The organism is Streptomyces sp. NPDC006655, from assembly GCF_040703965.1.
Taxonomy (GTDB): domain Bacteria; phylum Actinomycetota; class Actinomycetes; order Streptomycetales; family Streptomycetaceae; genus Streptomyces.
Genome location: NZ_JBEYJU010000139.1, coordinates 1 through 16,757, shown reverse-complemented (window position 1 = coordinate 16,757; position 16,757 = coordinate 1). Strand labels below are relative to the sequence as shown.

General features: G+C 71.3%; 16 protein-coding genes and 1 riboswitch. Of the genes, 6 read left to right on the top strand and 10 right to left on the bottom strand.

Features of this window, described 5'->3' with window-relative positions; genetic code table 11:
• Positions 1-82: 82 nt before the first annotated feature.
• On the bottom strand, positions 83-1,033 hold the full coding sequence (locus tag AB0958_RS41075) for a helix-turn-helix domain-containing protein (RefSeq protein ID WP_366895589.1): 951 nt from the start codon (positions 1,031-1,033) through the stop codon (positions 83-85).
• Positions 1,034-1,177: 144 nt separating this feature from the next.
• On the opposite strand from AB0958_RS41075, the gene AB0958_RS41070 reads away from it, so the two are divergent.
• Entirely contained in the window at positions 1,178-1,654 is a 477-nt protein-coding gene (locus AB0958_RS41070; protein ID WP_366895588.1) for a hypothetical protein, read from the top strand.
• An 84-nt stretch (positions 1,655-1,738) separates the two neighbouring features.
• Here AB0958_RS41070 and AB0958_RS41065 read toward each other — a convergent pair whose 3' ends face one another.
• Positions 1,739-3,214, bottom strand: coding sequence for an MFS transporter (locus AB0958_RS41065; RefSeq protein ID WP_366895595.1), 1,476 nt, complete (start codon positions 3,212-3,214; stop codon positions 1,739-1,741).
• Positions 3,215-3,298: 84 nt separating this feature from the next.
• A complete protein-coding gene (locus AB0958_RS41060) occupies positions 3,299-4,561 on the bottom strand; it encodes a DUF445 domain-containing protein (RefSeq protein ID WP_366895594.1) in 1,263 nt (420 codons plus the stop codon).
• A 280-nt stretch (positions 4,562-4,841) separates the two neighbouring features.
• Here AB0958_RS41060 and AB0958_RS41055 point away from each other — a divergent pair, with 280 nt between their 5' ends.
• A complete protein-coding gene (locus AB0958_RS41055) occupies positions 4,842-6,161 on the top strand; it encodes an SGNH/GDSL hydrolase family protein (protein WP_366895592.1) in 1,320 nt (439 codons plus the stop codon).
• A 695-nt stretch (positions 6,162-6,856) separates the two neighbouring features.
• Here the strand turns inward: AB0958_RS41055 and AB0958_RS41050 are convergent.
• The 4 genes from AB0958_RS41050 to AB0958_RS41035 are packed head-to-tail and all read right to left on the bottom strand — an operon-like array spanning position 6,857 to position 10,173.
• Positions 6,857-7,585 carry a DUF1707 domain-containing protein gene (locus tag AB0958_RS41050; protein ID WP_366895587.1) on the bottom strand — a complete coding sequence of 243 codons (729 nt, stop codon included), beginning with the start codon at positions 7,583-7,585 and terminating at the stop codon, positions 6,857-6,859.
• Positions 7,586-7,617: 32 nt separating this feature from the next.
• On the bottom strand, positions 7,618-8,577 hold the full coding sequence (locus AB0958_RS41045) for an ABC transporter ATP-binding protein (RefSeq protein ID WP_366895586.1): 960 nt from the start codon (positions 8,575-8,577) through the stop codon (positions 7,618-7,620).
• A 2-nt stretch (positions 8,578-8,579) separates the two neighbouring features.
• On the bottom strand, positions 8,580-9,395 hold the full coding sequence (locus AB0958_RS41040) for an ABC transporter permease (protein WP_366895585.1): 816 nt from the start codon (positions 9,393-9,395) through the stop codon (positions 8,580-8,582).
• Positions 9,388-10,173, bottom strand: coding sequence for an ABC-2 family transporter protein (locus AB0958_RS41035; RefSeq protein WP_366895591.1), 786 nt, complete (start codon positions 10,171-10,173; stop codon positions 9,388-9,390). The genes AB0958_RS41040 and AB0958_RS41035 overlap by 8 nt, the downstream gene beginning before the upstream one ends.
• Before the next feature lie 1,097 nt (positions 10,174-11,270).
• Between AB0958_RS41035 and AB0958_RS41030 the strand changes: the two genes are divergently transcribed.
• Positions 11,271-13,592 (top strand): transglycosylase domain-containing protein, encoded by a 2,322-nt coding sequence (locus tag AB0958_RS41030; protein WP_366895590.1) that lies wholly within the window; start codon positions 11,271-11,273, stop codon positions 13,590-13,592.
• Positions 13,593-13,608: 16 nt separating this feature from the next.
• Here the strand turns inward: AB0958_RS41030 and sugE are convergent, their stop codons facing one another.
• From sugE to AB0958_RS41015, 3 genes are all read right to left on the bottom strand, one after another.
• Positions 13,609-13,929: a quaternary ammonium compound efflux SMR transporter SugE gene (sugE, locus tag AB0958_RS41025; protein ID WP_366895584.1), complete on the bottom strand. Its 321-nt coding sequence runs from the start codon at positions 13,927-13,929 to the stop codon at positions 13,609-13,611.
• Between the two features lie 59 nt (positions 13,930-13,988).
• Positions 13,989-14,065: riboswitch (guanidine-III (ykkC-III) riboswitch) on the bottom strand.
• Between the two features lie 49 nt (positions 14,066-14,114).
• On the bottom strand, positions 14,115-14,471 hold the full coding sequence (locus AB0958_RS41020; protein WP_093502483.1) for a co-chaperone GroES: 357 nt from the start codon (positions 14,469-14,471) through the stop codon (positions 14,115-14,117).
• Between the two features lie 24 nt (positions 14,472-14,495).
• Positions 14,496-14,828, bottom strand: a complete 333-nt coding sequence (locus AB0958_RS41015; protein ID WP_132890578.1) for a DUF3618 domain-containing protein — start codon at positions 14,826-14,828, stop codon at positions 14,496-14,498.
• 96 nt (positions 14,829-14,924) lie between these two features.
• On the opposite strand from AB0958_RS41015, the gene bcp reads away from it, so the two are divergent.
• The 3 genes from bcp to AB0958_RS41000 all read left to right on the top strand — a co-directional run.
• On the top strand, positions 14,925-15,392 hold the full coding sequence (gene bcp / locus AB0958_RS41010; protein ID WP_366895583.1) for a thioredoxin-dependent thiol peroxidase: 468 nt from the start codon (positions 14,925-14,927) through the stop codon (positions 15,390-15,392).
• A 144-nt stretch (positions 15,393-15,536) separates the two neighbouring features.
• Positions 15,537-16,199: an HNH endonuclease gene (locus tag AB0958_RS41005; protein WP_366895582.1), complete on the top strand. Its 663-nt coding sequence runs from the start codon at positions 15,537-15,539 to the stop codon at positions 16,197-16,199.
• On the top strand, positions 16,196-16,757 hold a 562-nt coding region (locus AB0958_RS41000), incomplete at its 3' end, for a hypothetical protein (RefSeq protein ID WP_366895581.1). The genes AB0958_RS41005 and AB0958_RS41000, both read left to right, overlap by 4 nt.

Genomic DNA, 16,757 nt, shown 5'->3' with positions numbered 1-16,757 from the left:
TCGTGCGCGGGTGCGGGTCCGTCGTGGCCGGTCGCGCAGTTCCTCCCCCAGCCTTCGGCCGGGGGTGCCCCCAGCGCCCCTTTCAGGGGCGTCGGAACGCCCGGCGGTAGGCCTGGGGGCTGGTTCCGACGACTCTGCGGAAGCGTTCCCGGAAGGCCGTCGGGGAGCCGAAGCCGGACTGGGCCGCGATGCGTTCGACGGGGTGGCCGGTGGTCTCCAGGAGGTGCTGCGCCCGGCGCACCCTGGCCCGGTGCAGCCACTGCAACGGGGTCGTGCCGGTCTGTTCGCGGAAGCGGCGGTTGAGAGTCCGGGTGCTCATCCCGGCCCGTGCCGCCACCTCCTCCAGGGTCAGGTCCCGGTCGCAGTGGTCCGCCAGCCAGTTCAGCAGTGGCTCCAGGGTGGCCCCGGCCGGGGCCGGCGGCTGGTCGTGGACGATGAACTGGGCCTGGCCGCCCTCCCGTTCCAGCGGCATCACCGACATCCGGGCGGCGTGCGCCGCGACCGCCGAGCCGTAGTCCCTGCGGACCAGGTGCAGGCACATGTCCAGGGCCGCCGCAGCGCCCGCCGAGGTCAGGAACTGGCCGTTGTCGACGTACAGGACGTTCGGGTCGACCTCGATCGCCGGGTACCTCGCGGCCAGCGCGTCGGCCGCCGCCCAGTGCGTGGTCGCGCGCAGCCCGTCCAGCAGTCCGGTGGCGGCGAGGACGAACGCCCCGACGCAGACGGACGCGATCCGGGTGCCGTTCGCCGCCGCCGCGCGCAGGGCCCCGACGACCTCGGCCGGCGGTACGGCGGCGGGGTCGGCGAGGCCCGGCACGACGACGGTGTCCGCCTCGGCCAGCGCGTCCAGCCCGTACGGCGCGCGCACCGTGAACGCGCCGCCCGCCGCGGTCACCTCGGCCGCGGGACCGCACACCCGCACCCGGTAGGCGTCCCGGCCGTCGGGCAATCGGGCCCAGCCGAAGGTGTCGATCGGCACGGTGAAGTCGGAGGGGATGACCTGGTCCAGGACCAGCACGGCGACGGTGTGCATGGCAGGAACGTAGCCGTTCGCCGGATTGCGGACGCGGGAGGGGCCGCTCTCCCGCAACCGGCGCCCACCTCCTGGCGAGAATCCGTTGAACAGTGGCAGTATCGCCGCTTCTGCGCGATCTTCCGGGCGCCTACGGTCGACGCCGTGACCAAGTTCCTCCTCGCCGTCCACGTCCTCGCGGCGATCGTCGCCATCGGTCCCGTCACCGTGGCCGCCAGCATGTTCCCGCCGGCCGCCCGGCGCGTCCTCGAGGCGCCGGACGACGTCCGGGCCGCCGGCACCCTGCTCCTGCTGCACCGGATCTGCCGGGTGTACGCGCTCGTCGGCGTCGTCGTCCCCGTGTTCGGGTTCGCCACGGCGAGCAACATGCACGTGCTGGGCAGCGCCTGGCTGATCGCGTCGATCGCGCTCACGGCACTCGCGGCGCTCGTCCTCGTCGCGCTGGTGCTGCCCCGGCAGACCGCGCTGGTCGAGGGCGGGTCCGCGGAGGGGGCCGGGGCAGCGGGCGGGACCCGGCAGGCGACCGTGCGACTCGCCATGTTCACCGGGCTGTTCAACCTCCTCTGGGCCGCGGTGACGGTGCTGATGATCGTCCGGCCGGGCTCCACCACGGGCGCCTGAGAGCGACGGGGCCCGGCCGCCGGGGCGATACCGAGCCCGGACGGCGGACTGCTCCCCCTCCGGCCGAGGGCGCCCCCAGCGCCCCTACGCCTGCGCCTTCGCCGTCTCGTCCCCCGCGGCCGACAGGGGTGTGGCCACGTCCTCCAGGGACCTGCGCTCCGCGTTCACCGCCAGCAGTGCCGCCACCAGTCCCGCCGCGCACATCAGGCCCGCGCCGATCTGGAAGGCGAGGACCGTGTCGGAGACCTTGCCCGTGCCCGTCAGGTCGGCGAACAGCAGCGGCCCGCTGATGCCGCCGGCCGCCGTGCCCAGCGCGTAGAAGAACGCGATGGACATCGCGCGGGTCTCCATCGGGAAGATCTCGGACACCGTCAGGTACGCGCTGGACGCCCCCGCCGACGCGAAGAACAGCACCACGCACCAGCAGGCCGTGAGGGTGGTCGCGGTCAGGGAGCCGCGGTCGAACAGCCAGGCCGTGCCGAACAGCAGGAGCCCGGAGAGCAGGTACGTCCCGGAGATCATCACCCGCCGGCCGAGCGTGTCGAACAGCTTGCCCAGCAGCAGCGGGCCCAAAAAGTTGCCCACCGCGATGACGACGAAGTAGTACCCCGTGTCGCCGGTCGGCACGTCGAAGAACGTCGTGAGGATCGCGCCGAACCCGAAGGTGATCGCGTTGTAGAGGAACGCCTGCCCTATGAAGAGGGAGAAACCGAGGGCGGCCCGCCGCCGGTAGTCGCGGAAGACCGTACGGGCGATCTCGCCGAACCCGACGCTGCCGCGCTGGTGGATCACCAGCTCGCCCTCCGGCTCGGGCAGCGGCTCGCCCTTCTCCGCCTCCACCCGGCTCTCGATGGACGAGACGATCTCCTCGGCCTCCCGCTCCCTGCCGTGGATCAGCAGCCAGCGCGGACTCTCCGGGACGCTGCGCCGCACGAGGAGGATGACGAGGCCGAGGACGACCCCGAGGGCGAACGTCAGCCGCCAGCCCACGTCCTTCGCCAGGAAGTCCGTGTTCAGCGCGACGATCGAGAGCAGCGAGCCGCCGACCGCGCCGATCCAGAAGCTGCCGTTGATGACGAGGTCCACGCGGCCGCGGTAGTACGCGGGGATCAGTTCGTCGATCGCGGAGTTGATCGCCGCGTACTCGCCGCCGATGCCGAACCCGGTCAGGAACCGGAAGAGGAAGAACCACCACGGGGCGAAGGAGAGCGCGGTCAGCGCGGTGGCGGCCAGGTAGACCGCCAGGGTGATCATGAAGAGTTTCTTGCGGCCGAAGCGGTCGGTCATACGGCCCCAGAACAGGGCGCCGACGCAGGCACCCGCCACGTACAGGGCCGCGGCCGTGCCGGTGACCTGGCCGGAGGAGATCGCGAGGCCGCTGCCCGGTTCGGACAGCCGGCTGGCGATGTTGCCGACGACCGTGACCTCCAGGCCGTCCAGGATCCAGACCGTGCCGAGGCCGAGGACGATCGTCCAGTGCCAGCGGGACCACGGCAGCCGGTCCAGACGGGCCGGGATACGGGAGGTGATCGTACGTCTGCCGTGTTCGTCCACGCCCATGTCCGTAGCCGTACCCACACGCGCCTCCTCGACCGGAACTGCACTACCGAAAGCCGCCCGATCGAGTGCCCCGCGGAACGCTCCCTACGCCCCGAGCGCCCGCGACACCGTGAAGATCAGCACGCCCGCCAGCGAGCCGACGACCGTGCCGTTGATCCGGATGAACTGGAGGTCGCGCCCGATGTGCGCCTCGATCTTCCGGGTGGTGTGCTCCGCGTCCCAGCCCGCCACCGTGTCGGTGATCAGGGAGGTGATCTCCTTGCGGTAGGTGGTCACCACGTGCACGGCCGCTCCCTCGACCCAGCTGTCGACCTTCCCCTGGACCTTGGGCTCGGTGGCCATCCGGGCGCCCAGCGAGATCAGGGAGGCGCGCACCCGCAGCCGCAGCTCGCTGCGTTCGTCCTCGGCCGCCGAGACGATCATGGATCGTACGGCCGTCCAGGCGGACGCGATCAGGTCCTGCACCTCGCCGCGGCCCAGCACGTCGCCCTTGAGGCGTTCGATCCGGGCACGGGTGTCGGTGTCGGACTGGAGGTCGTTCGCGAAGTCCGTGAGGAAGCGGTCGAGGGCGCCGCGCGCCGGGTGGGTGGGCATGTCCCGCATCTCGGCGCAGAAGCGCAGCAGTTCCTTGTAGACGCGCTCGCCGACCCGCCGGTCCACGAACCGGGGCGTCCAGCCGGGCGCGCCGCCCTGCACGGCGTCCATCACCGAGTCGCCGTGCAGCACCAGCCAGTCGTGGGCGCGGCTGACGACCAGGTCCACGACCCGTTTGTGGCCCTGGTCCGCGACGATCCGCTCCAGCATCTTGCCGATGCCCGGGGCGATCTCCTGGGCGTCGGCCCGGCGGGTGATGGCCTCGCCGACCACGGCCTGGACGTCGGAGTCCCGCATCACGGTCAGGGCGCCGCGCAGTGCCGTCGCCAGCTCGGCCGTCACCCGGTCGGCGTTCTTCGGTTCGGCCAGCCACGCGCCGAGCCGGCTGCCGATGCCGACGGCGTGCAGCCGCTGCCGTACGACGTCCTGGGAGAGGAAGTTCTCGCCGACGAACTCGCCCAGCGAGACGCCGAGCTGGTCCTTCTTGTGGGGGATGATCGCGGTGTGCGGGATGGGCACGCCGAGCGGATGCCGGAAGATGGCGGTCACCGCGAACCAGTCGGCCAGCGCGCCGACCATGCCCGCCTCGGCCGCCGCGGCCACGTAGTCCGCCCACGGTCCGGCGCCCGCGCCCGACGCCCACTTGGCCAGCGCGTACACCAGGGCGACGAGCAGCAGCAGGCCGGTCGCCGTGGTCTTCATCCGCCGTACGCCCCGCTGACGCTCCTCGTCGGCCGGCGTGAAGGCGTTCATCGACTTGTACGACGGTGCGGCCGCCGCGCGGCCACCGGTACGGCCGTCAGTACGGCCGTACGTACGGTCGTCGGCCGGGCCGTCCGTCGTCTCCGTAGGTTCCGCCATCTGCTCCACCCGTTCGCAGCCGGTCCACCCTCACGGTGATCCCGCACATATTGTCCCTTGCTGACCTACTCCCGGAACGGAACAAGAGTTCCCACCGTATGTAATGTTCGGGGAATTCCGGCAGGCCCTGTCCGTCAGCGGCCGCCCGCAGGTCGAGGAGAACCGCATCCGCATGACCCGGCGTCACCAGGGCTTCGCCCTGCTCGGGGCAGTACTGGCACTGATCGTGGCCCTGTCCGCCACCCTCTATCTCGTCGTCGCCCCCGACGAGGGGGCGTCCGCGGCCACCGGCGTGGCGGGCGGCGGCCCGCGCGGCGCCTCGGCCGCCCCGGTCTCGGCCGGGACCTGGGTCGGCTCCTGGGCCGCGGCCCCGGTGGGCGGCGAGCCGGGCACCGAGGCGGACGGGCTGGCGGGCCGGTCCGTGCGCAACGTCGTCCACACGAGCGTGTCCGGGACGAGCGCCCGGGTCACCCTGTCCAACCTGTACGGGCAGTCCGCGCTCACCCTCACCCACGCCTCCGTCGCCCTCGCGGCGGCCCACGACACCGCGGCGGCCGCGCCGGGGACGATGCGGCGGCTCACCTTCGGCGGTGCCGTCTCCGTGGTCATACCGGCGGGCGGGCAGGCGGTCAGCGACGCGGTGCCGCTGCGGGTGCCGCGCGCGGCGGACGTGCTGGTCACCACGTACTCCCCCACCGCGTCCGGTCCGGTCACCTACCACCCGCGCGCCCGCCAGATCTCGTACGTCGCGGCCGGGGACCGCACCGAGGACGCGGGGGCCGCCGCGTACACCGGGCAGACGCCCTACTGGCGTTACGTCACCGCCCTCGACGTGCTGAGCGACGACTCCGCCGGCACGGTGGTGGCGTTCGGGGACTCGCTGACGGACGGGATCACGTCCACGACGGGGGCGAACCGGCGCTGGACCGACGTCTTCGCGGGGCGGCTGCGTGCGGGGGGCCTGCGGTACGGCGTGGTCAACGAGGGGATCAGCGGCAACCAGGTCCTCGCGGACAGGGGCGGGCGGCCCGCCGTCAACGAGAGCGGGGTCGACCGGTTCGGCCGGGACGTCCTGTCCCGCCCCGCCGTGCAGGTCGTCGTCATCGACCTCGGCGTCAACGACATCCTCCGCAACCCCGCGCTCGCCGACCCCGACGCGGTCGTCGCCGGGCTGCGGGCGCTCGTCCGCGCGGCCCACGGGCACGGGATCCGGGTGGTGGGGGCGACCCTGATGCCGTTCCAGGGGCACGCCGGGTGGACCCCGGCCAGGGAACGCGTCCGCGAGGAGATCAACGAGCGGATCCGGTCGGGCCGGGTGTACGACGCGGTCACCGACTTCGACCAGGCACTGCGCGACCCGTACGCCCCCGACCGCCTCCGCCCCTTCTACGACTCGGGAGACCACCTCCACCCGAACGACGCGGGCTTCGCGAAGATGGCCAAGGAGATCGACCTGACGGACTTCACCAACGGGGGCTCTGCGAGGCTGTGAGCGAGGGCTCTGCGAGGCCGTGAGCCGACGGGGCCCGGCGACGCCGTGAGCCGGGCTCGGCGACGCCGCGAGCCGACGCCGCGAGCCGACGCCGTGAGCCGACGCCGCGAGCCGACGCCGTGAGCCGACGGGGCATCAGGGTTGCCGGCCCTCTCCCGACCGACGCGCACCGTCCATCCGCCGCGACGGTGATCAGCCACGACGGTGGTGTTCGGCGGTGCCGGGCCGGGCGAGGGGGGACCTGCGGGCCGGTGGGGCGGGCGGTGGGTGGCTGCGGGCCGGTGGGGGCTGGTCGCGCAGCTCCTCCCCCAGCCTTCGGCCGGGGGTACCCCCAGCGCCCCTGAGTGGGCTGACCAGCCGTCGGTCGGGAGTCGCCGTGCCCCTGAGGTCGGCTGACCAGCCGTCGGTCGGGAGTCGCCGTGCCCCTGAGTGGGCTGACCAGCCGTCGGTCGGGAGTCGCCGTGCCCCTGAGGTCGGCCTGCCCAGCCGTCGGTCGGGAGTCGCCGTGCCCCTGAGGTCGGCCTGCCCAGCCGTCGGTCGGGAGTCGCCGTGCCCCTGAGGTCGGGTGGCCCAGCCGTCGGTCGGCAGTTGCCGCGTCCCTGAGGTCGGGTGGCCCAGCCGTCGGTCGGCAGTTGCCGTGTCCCTGAGGTCGGGTGGCCCGGCGTCCGTTGGGAGTCGTCGTGTGGCTGGGTTGGTCAGTCGTTGTCGTGTCTGCGGTGGTGGCGTTCTGTTCGGCGTTGTTCGCGCCACTCGTGGCGGGCCTCTTGGAGTTCGTGGCGGGTCTGGCGGCGTTCTTCCTTCAGGCGTCGGCGTTCCGCCTTCGTCGCCTTGTGCTGGACCTCGACGCCGCCCCAGAACGCCAGGCCCGTCACGATCACCCTGGGGGCGCCCGGGTCCGGCAGCGTCTCCTCCTCGTAGTGGTCGAAGCCGCCCATGACGCCGATGCCCCGCATCACCACCTCGACGCCCGGCGGCACGATCACGCTCACCCCGCCCATCACCGCGAAGCAGCTGATCTCCACCTCGCGGTCCGCGAAGTTCGCCTCGCGCAGGTCGATCTCGCCACCGCCCATGAACGCCAGGCAGGTGAAGCGCCTCGGCACCGTCCAGCGCCCCTTGCGCTGGAAGCCGGACATGACGGCCACCGCCCAGGTGGAGGTCCCCTCGCCGCCGACGAACCGGCCGGCCCAACGGCCCTCGTCCGCCGGCGGCTTGGCCAGCGACACCGCGGGAGCGCCGGTCGCCGGCAGATCCCTGGTGAGCGGCGCCAGCTCACCGTACGTACGGGCCTGGTACGTCGCCTCCAGCCGCTCCTCGAACTCCGCCATGTCGAGCCGCCCCTCCGCGAGGGCGTCCCTGAGGATCTCGGCGACTCGCTCACGATCGGCGTCGGAGGCGCGCAACTCCGGGGCTTCGTCGGTCATAGGAGCAGAGTACGAGTTGACGGCGGCCGGGACTACGCGGTCGTACGCTCCGCGTAGATCGTCGCGATCACCGTCTCGATGTCGGGTTCGCGGACGGACAGGTCCACCAGCGGGTACTCCGCCGCGATCCGCGCCACCAGCGGCGCCGCCGACTCCGAGGAGGGGAACGCCAGCCACTGCCGCGGCCCCTCCACCTTCACCACCCGCGCCGACCCGCCCACCTCGATCGGCGGGAGCTCCCGCTCCAGGTCGACCACCAGGGTCCGTTCGCTCTCGCCCACCTCGTGCAGCCCGGCGAGCGGGCCGTCGTACATCAGCCGCCCGTGGTCGATGACCATCACGCGGGAGCACAACTGCTCGATGTCCTGGAGGTCGTGGGTGGTGAGCAGGACGGTGGTGCCGCGTTCCGCGTTCAGCTCCCGCAGGAAGTCGCGGACCCTGGCCTTGGAGACGACGTCCAGGCCGATCGTCGGCTCGTCCAGGTAGAGGACGTCCGGATCGTGCAGGAGTGCGGCCACGATGTCGCCGCGCATCCGCTGGCCGAGGGACAGTTGGCGTACCGGGACGTCCAACAGGGTCTCCAGGGACAGGAGTTCGACCAGGCGGTCCAGGTTCTCCCGGTAACGGGCCTCCGGGATGCGGTACATGCGGTGCATCAGCCGGTAGGAGTCGACGAGCGGGAGGTCCCACCACAGGGTGGTGCGCTGCCCGAAGACGACGCCGATGCGGTGGGCCAGCTTCGTGCGCTCGCGGGACGGATCGATGCCGGCGACCAGCAGCCGGCCCGCGCTCGGGGTCAGGATGCCCGTCAGCATCTTGATCGTCGTCGACTTCCCGGCACCGTTCGGCCCGATGTACCCCACCATCTCGCCCCGCGCCACCGTGAACGACAGCGAGTCCACCGCCCGTACCTGCCGGCGCTCCCGCTTCAGGAAACCGGCCTTCTTGCGCACCTCGAAGACCTTCTCGACCCCGTCGACCTCGATGAACATCGTCAACTCCCCGTACTCCGGTACGACCTGAGACCCGACCGCCACGCCAGCCCCGCCAGCGCGCAGCACACCGCCGCCACCAGCGGCGGCGACCACACCGTCCACTCCGGCAGCCGCAGCGGGTACGGCCGCCCCAGTACGTACGCCGCCGGCACCCAGTTGACGAAGGCCAGCGGCAGCATGAACGTCACCCCGCGCACGAAGTCCTTCCCGAACACCGTCGGCGGGTACTGGAGCAGTGTCGTACCGCCGTAGGTGAACGCGTTCTGCACCTCGGCCGCGTCCTGCGCCAGGAACTGGAAGGCCGCGCCCGCCACGAACAGCGCGCAGAAGATCACCGCACCGCTGCCCAGCATCAGCGGCAGCAGGAGCAGCTTCGCCGCCGTCCAGTGGACGTCCACCGACGCCGTCGCCCAGCCGAGGACCACCGCGCCCTGGGTGATCCGGCCCAGCCTGCGCAGCGCGAAGCGGTCCGCGCCCACCTGGGCGAGGACCGGGGCCGGCCGCACCAGCAGCGTGTCGAAGGAGCCGTCGCGGATCCGGGAGCCCAGCACGTCCATCGAACCGAGCACCAGGTCGGCCACCCCGAACGCGGTCGCCGACAGGCCGTACAGGAAGGCGACCTCGGGCAGCGACCAGCCGCCCAGCGAGTCGACCCGGCTGAACATCAGCAGGATCGTCGCGAAGTCCAGGCCGGTCACCAGCAGGTTCCCGGCCACGGTGAGGAGGAAGGAGGTCCGGTAGATCATCGTCGAGCGGACCCACATCCCGGCGATCAGCCGGTACGTCCGCAGCGCCTCCAGGGCACGCTCACCCACCCTGCACCACCACCCGCCGGGTCGCCGCCGACTGCACCAGCCGGCCCGCCGCCAGCAGCACCACCGCCCACGCCGCCTGGAAGGCGAACGCCTCCGGCGCGCCGGTCTCCCCCATCAGCACGTCGGCCGGCATCTGGATCAGCGCCGCCCACGGCAGCGCCCGCGCGATCTCGCCGAGCACGCCCGGGAACACGTTCAGCGGCAGGGTCATCCCCGAGAAGAAGATCCCCGTGATCATCATGGCCTGGTTGACGCCCGTGCCGTCCAGCAGCCAGAACACGCTCAGCGCGACCAGGTAGCGGATGCCGAAACTGACGAGCATCGCCAGCAGCAGCGCGACCAGGAAGGCCGCCCAGGTGCCGGCGTCCGACGGCAGCGCCGTCGGGAAGAACACCGCGCCGACCAGGAAGGGGATCACGCCCCGGCCCAGCATCTGGAAGAGCGAGCGGCCCAGGTCCGTCGCCAGCCACCACAGTTGCAGGTCCGCCGGACGGTACAGGTCGATCGCGATCGCGCCCGTGCGGATACGCTCCATCAGGTCTTTTTCGACACCCCCGCCCTGGATGGCGAGCGTCGCGTACAGGCACTGCCCGAGCCACACGTAGGTGACGGCCTGTGCCTGGTCGTAGCCTCCGAGGTGCGGTTTCTCGTCCCACAGCGCCAAGTACGTGTAGACGAGAATGATCCCGAAGGCCGTGTTGGTGAACACCCCTGCCGCAGTGGCCGCCCGGTACGTCGCGTACCTTCGGAAACCCCCCGCCGCGACGGCCGTGTACAACCGTCCCGCGCCCACGCCAACCGACCTCCCGGACCGCCCGACACCGAAGCGCAGGAGCCTACTGCGCCGACGACACCGCAGGCCACGCAATTTCCGTGACCGAAGCGTGCCGGAATCCGGGAACGGAACGCGCGGTGCGAGAGTCTTCATCTGGGGGCGCAGAAGCGTACGAGGTCGTACTGGAACAAACGTACGACGCGAAACAGGAGTCCGTGCAGCACATGAGCGACGAGCCGCAGCCGCAGCAGCCGAACGAGGGCGGCGGAGGCCCGACGGAGCCGCCGGCTGCGGCCGAGGGGAAGCAGACCGGGCCGGCCGGGCCGGCCAAGGGGGTCGAGGAGGCGAAGGCCCAGCCGACCACCCCGACGGACCGGGCGACGGGAGACCAGCCGGGGGCACCGACGTCCGGCGTGCCCGGGGAACCGAAGCGACAGGTACGCGCCGCCGACGGCCAGGACGCGCAGGCAGCCGCCGGAGGGCAGTCCGGGGCACGGGCAGCCGCCGCGGGAAACCAGGCGCGGCCACAGGCGTCCGGCGCGCGAACCCAGCCGGGGGCACCGACGTCCGGCGCGTCCGGGATGCCGAAGCGGCAGGCAGCCGCCGACGGCCAGGACGCGCAGGCAGCCGCCGGAGGCGCCAAGGGGCCACAGGCACCCGGCGCCGCAGCACAGCCGGGGACACAAGCACCCGGCGCCGCAGCACCGCCGCGGGCACAGGCACCCGGCGCCCCCGGGGCGCCGAAGCGACAGGCAGCCGCCGACGGAGGCAACGGCACGCAGGCAGCCGCCGCAGGCGGCCAGGGCACGCAGGCAGCCGCCGCCGGAGGCAAGGGACCTCAGGCGCCCGGCGCCGCGGCGCGGCCGGGGGCAGGGGCGGCCGGGGTGTCGGGGGGCGTTCAGGACGCGCACACGCAGCAGCTCACCGCCGTACGGAAGCCGCCGGCGCAGCGCGGCGCGCCGGCCGAGGACACGCAGACGCGGCAGCTCGCGGCGATCAGGGTGCCGAAGGCACAGGCGCCCACCCCGCCCGCGGCACCCGCCGCGTCCGCGGCGGAGCCGCCCGCCGCCGAGGCGGAGACGAAGGGGGGCGGAAAGAAGATGAAGCGGACCAAGCGCACCGGATGGCGCCGGATCATCCCCACCTGGCGGATGCTGCTCGGCACGTTCGTGCTCGGGGCGCTCCTGCTGATCGGCCTGTTCTTCCTCGGCTACTCCATGGTGAAGATCCCCGCGGCCAACGCGTTCGCCACCAAGCAGTCCAACGTGTACCTGTACGCCGACGGCTCCCAGCTCGCCCGCGACGGCGAGGTCAACCGGGAGAACGTCACCCTCGCCCAGGTCTCCAAGGACGCCCAGCACGCCGTGCTCGCCGCCGAGGACCGCGACTTCTACACCGAGTCCGCCGTCGACCCCAAGGCGATGCTGCGCGCCGCCTGGAACACCGCGACCGGCAAGGGCACCCAGTCCGGCTCGACGATCACCCAGCAGTACGTGAAGAACTACTACCTCGCGCAGGAACAGACCGTCACCCGCAAGGTGAAGGAGGTGTTCGTCGCGATCAAGCTGGACCGCAGCGAGCCCAAGGACCAGATCCTGGAGGGCTACCTCAACACCAGCTACTTCGGCCGCAACGCCTACGGCATCCAGGCCGCCGCCCAGGCCTACTACGGCAAGGACGCCGCCGACCTCGACCCGGCCCGCGCCGCCTACCTCGCCGCGCTCGTCAACGCGCCCAGCGAGTACGACGTCGTCGCCCACCCCGAGAACAAGGCCGCGGCCATCGCCCGCTGGAACTACGTCCTGGACGGCATGGTCAAGAAGGGCTGGCTCAGCGAGACGAAGCGGGCCGCCATGAAGTTCCCGATGCCCAAGGAGCAGACCGTCTCCACCGGCATGTCCGGACAGCGCGGCTACGTCGTCAACGCCGTCAACGACTACCTGATCAAGAACAAGATCATCGACTCGGACTCCCTGGAGGCCGGCGGCTACCGCATCACCACCACCCTGGAGAAGGACAAGCAGAACGCCTTCGTGAAGGCGGTGAACGACAAGCTGATCTCCCAGCTGGACAAGAAGAACAACAAGGTCGACAGCTACGTCCGCGCGGGCGGCGCCTCCGTCGACCCGAAGACCGGCAACGTCGTCGCCATGTACGGCGGCATCGACTACGTGAAGCAGTACACCAACGGCGCGACCCGCGGCGACTTCCAGGTCGGCTCCACCTTCAAGCCGTTCGTGTTCGCCTCCGCCGTCGACAACGGCTCCACCACCCAGTCCGGGCAGGCCATCACCCCGAACACCTACTACGACGGCACCAACAAGCGCACCGTCCAGGGCTGGTCCGGCGGCGCCTACGCACCGGAGAACGAGGACGAGAAGTCGTACGGACAGATCACCGTCCGCAAGGCCACCGACCTGTCCGTGAACTCGGTGTACGCGCAGATGGCCGTCGACGTCGGCCCGTCCAAGGTCAAGCAGACCGCCGTCGACCTGGGCATCCCCGCCGACACCAAGGACCTCCAGCCGTACCCGTCCATCGCGCTCGGCACCGCCACCGCCAGCGTCCTGGACATGGCGGAGGCCTACGCCACGCTCGCCAACCACGGCAAGCACGGCACGTACACGATGGTCGCGAAGATCACCAAGGACGGCACTCAGACCATCCAGCTGCCCAAGTCCAAGACCGTCCAGGCGGTCAGCCGCCAGGCGGCCGACACCACCACGTCGATCCTGCAGAGCGTCGTCGACAACGGCACCGCCACCGCCGCCCAGGCCGCGGGCCGTCCCGCCGCCGGCAAGACCGGTACCGCGGAGGAGGACACCGCCGCCTGGTTCGCGGGCTACACGCCCGACCTCGCGACCGTCGTCTCCGTGATGGGCCAGGACCCGGTCACGGCCGCCCACAAGCCGCTCTACGGCGCGCTGGGCCTCGCCCGGATCAACGGCGGCGGCGTCCCCACCGAGATCTGGTCGCAGTACACCAAGAACGCCCTCAAGGGCACCGCGCCCTTCGCCTTCGACCTCGACCTCCAGGCGGGCGCCGAGACCCAGGCACCCGCCACCCGCGGGCCGGCCACCCCGGGCACCGGCGGGCCGGCCACCCCGGGCGCCGGCGGCCAGGACAACGGCGGCACCACCGGGGGCGACCAGAGCACCGGCGGCACCACCGGCAGCCCGAACCCCGGCGGCACCACCGGCGGCGGCACGACGGGCGGCTCCCCCACCTCCGGCACGACCGACGGCGGTACGACCACCTCCGGCACCAGCACCGGTACGACGACCTCCGGCACCGACTCGGGGACCTCCGCCGGAACCACCACCGACGGCTCCAGTACGGGCACCACGGCCGGAACCGGGAACGCGGGGACGTCGACGGGGAACACGGCCGGCGACAACGGCGGCGGCCTCGGATTCGGGTAGCCGCCCGCCGGACCGGTCAGTGACCGCTGGTCGCCTTGAGCCCCACCACGGCGACCAGCAGCAGACACACGAAGAAGATCCGGGCGGCGGTGGCCGGCTCCCCGAGCACCACCATCCCGAACACCGCCGCCCCCGCCGCCCCGATCCCCACCCATACGCCGTACGCGGTACCGATGGGCAGGGACCGGGCGGCGTACGACAGCAGCAGCATGCTGGCGACGATCCCGGCGCCGGTGATCAGGCTGGGCACGAGCCGGGTGAAACCGTCGGTGTACCTCATTCCGACGGACCAGCCGACCTCCAGCAGACCGGCGACGACGAGCAGAACCCAGGCCATGACAGGCACCTCCGAGACGTATCGCTGTACGTAGCGCTGACGTAGCGCTGACCACGTGGGGTGCGTCGTCTTTGCCTTCACGGTCCCGGTACGGCGCGTCTCGTCGGGCTTGCGCCTTCGAAGGTAGCAAAAGAACGACAAAGAGGCCTGGTGACCGTAGCCACCAGGCCTCTTGAGGCTCTGAATCAGAGATACAGGCCGGTCGAGTCCTCCGAGCCCTCGAACCGGTCGGCGGCCACGGCGTGCAGATCGCGCTCCCGCATCAGCACGTAGGCCACGCCCCGCACCTCGACCTCGGCACGGTCCTCCGGGTCGTACAGCACCCGGTCGCCGGGCTCCACCGTCCGCACGTTCTGACCGACCGCGACCACCTCGGCCCAGGCCAGCCGACGCCCGACCGCCGCCGTGGCGGGGATCAGGATGCCCCCGCCCGACCGGCGCTCGCCCTCACCGGTCTCCTGCTTGACCAGGACCCGGTCGTGCAGCATCCGGATGGGCAGCTTGTCGTGCTGGCTGCTCTGCTCGTCTCTCTTGGCGCTCACGCCTGTGAACCTACCTGCCTCTGGTCAGCTCTTACGCCGCCGGGTGCCGCTGAGGACCAGCAGCCCGACGACGCCCACGGCGACGAGGGCGACGGGCACGACCCGCTCGAGGCGCGGCGCGCCCTCCTCGTCCACGAACTGGGCCTTCACATCGCTCACGACCCGGTTGACCTGCACATAGGCCCTCCCGAGGGTGTGATCGACGTTGGCCGCGACCTTGGCCTTCGCGTCGCCGACGATGGTCTTCGGGTGCACCCGCACCCCGATCTCGTCCAGCGTCTCGGCCAGCACCTCGCGGCGGCGCTTGATGTCCGCCTCGATCTGCGCCGGGGTTCTGGTGTCCGACGTCTCCGCCACCGTAGGCCCTCCGAACTCTGCGGTACTGCATGTTCTGGACAGTCTGTCAGTTCTCGCCCCGGCCGCCATGTCAGGACCCCCCGTTACGCTAGAGCGATGAGCGAGCGACTCCAGCCCGGGGACGTAGCCCCCGACTTCACCCTCCCCGACGCCGACGGCAACGAGGTGTCCCTCTCCGCCCACAAGGGCCGCAAGGTCATCGTCTACTTCTACCCCGCGGCCCTCACCCCAGGCTGCACGAAGCAGGCCTGCGACTTCACGGACAACCTCTCCCTCCTCGCCGACGCCGGCTACGACGTCCTCGGCATCTCCCCCGACGCACCGGAGAAGCTCGGCAAGTTCCGCGAGAAGGAGAACCTCAAGGTCACCCTCCTCGCCGACCCCGACAAGAAGGTCCTGGACGCGTACGGCGCCTTCGGCGAGAAGACGAACTACGGCAAGAAGTACCTGGGCGTCATCCGCTCCACGATCATCGTGGACGAACAGGGCAAGGTGGAGAAGGCCCTCTACAACGTCCGCGCCACCGGCCACGTGGCCAAGATCATCAAGGACCTGGGCATCTGAGCACCACCTGATCCACCGCCGCAGACGGCCCGCACCGGGACACTCCCGGCGCGGGCCGTTTTCCATGCCCGTGCGTGCCCGTCCGACAACCGGTTCGTTACTCCGTACGGGCTGCGAACGCGCGGCCGGGACGGAGGGGACTCCATGGGAGCGAGTGCGTACACCAGGGAGCGACTGGAGGAGGCGGCTCGGGGGGCGCGGACGCTGTCGGAGGCGTTGGGGAGGCTGGGGGTGGATCCGGGGAGTTCGAGGCGCAACTACATCAGAGAGCGGATGAAAAAGCTTGGGGTGGACACGTCACACTTCGAGAGGGAGGGGGTGAAGTGGACGCGGGAGGTGCTTGAGCCGGTGGTCGCGGAATCCACGAGCGTCAATGACGTGGTACGCCGACTCGGGCTCGACAACGTAGGCGGCCATCAGGCCAACATCGGCCGCCGAATCAAGGCGTACGGAATCGACACCACTCACTTCAATCCAGTTGCCCGGACAGAGCGCATGAAAGACAACCGGCGACGCCGCGCACCCGGGGAGATCCTCGTCAAGGACGCATCACCGCATGCTCCGAGAGTTCCGAGCTATCGACTGAAGCGTGCGATGAGAGAGGTGGGCGTCGAAGAAAGCTGTACCCTCTGCGGAATCGAAGCAGTGTGGCTCGGGGAGCCTCTGCCGCTGGAGGTCGACCACGTCGACGGCGACTGGCGCAACAATCGCATCGAAAACCTGCGACTTCTGTGTCCCAACTGCCACTCCACCACGGACAGCTACCGAGGACGCGGCAAGGGCCGGTTCGCGGGCGGCGCTTCATGAGCAGCGGCGTGCAGTACTGCCGGGAGCAACTGGCGGAAGCCGCTCAGCAGTGCTCCGACATCGACGAAGTCATCGCGTTCTTCGGCACCAAGCCGTACGGCAATCTCCGTCGTTACCTCATGAAGCGATTCGCCGACTTCAGCATCGACGTGTCCCACTTCCGCCCCTGTGGCAGGCTTCGTCGCCCCACTCCTGATGAAGTGCGAGCAGCCGTTGCCGAGTCGTCCTCCCTCGCGGAGGTACTGCGCCACCTGGGGCTGCCGGACAATGGCAGACAGCGAACGAACACACGGCAGTGGATCGCCGACGAGCATCTCAGTACCACACACTTCACGGGCCAGGCGCATCAACGGGGCAAGCGCGGTCCGAACGCAAAGGGGCCGGAAGACGTCCTGGTCCGGCATGTCGGCCAGCACCGGATCGCGACCAAGCGCCTACGCCACGCACTCCACGAGGTCGGTGTGGATGGCGTCCCGCTTGGTGGTGTAGCCGATCAAGGCCGGGGCGTGCGCCCGGGGCGTGTGCTGATGAGGATTCCGCTCCCTGCCCAGCAGGCGG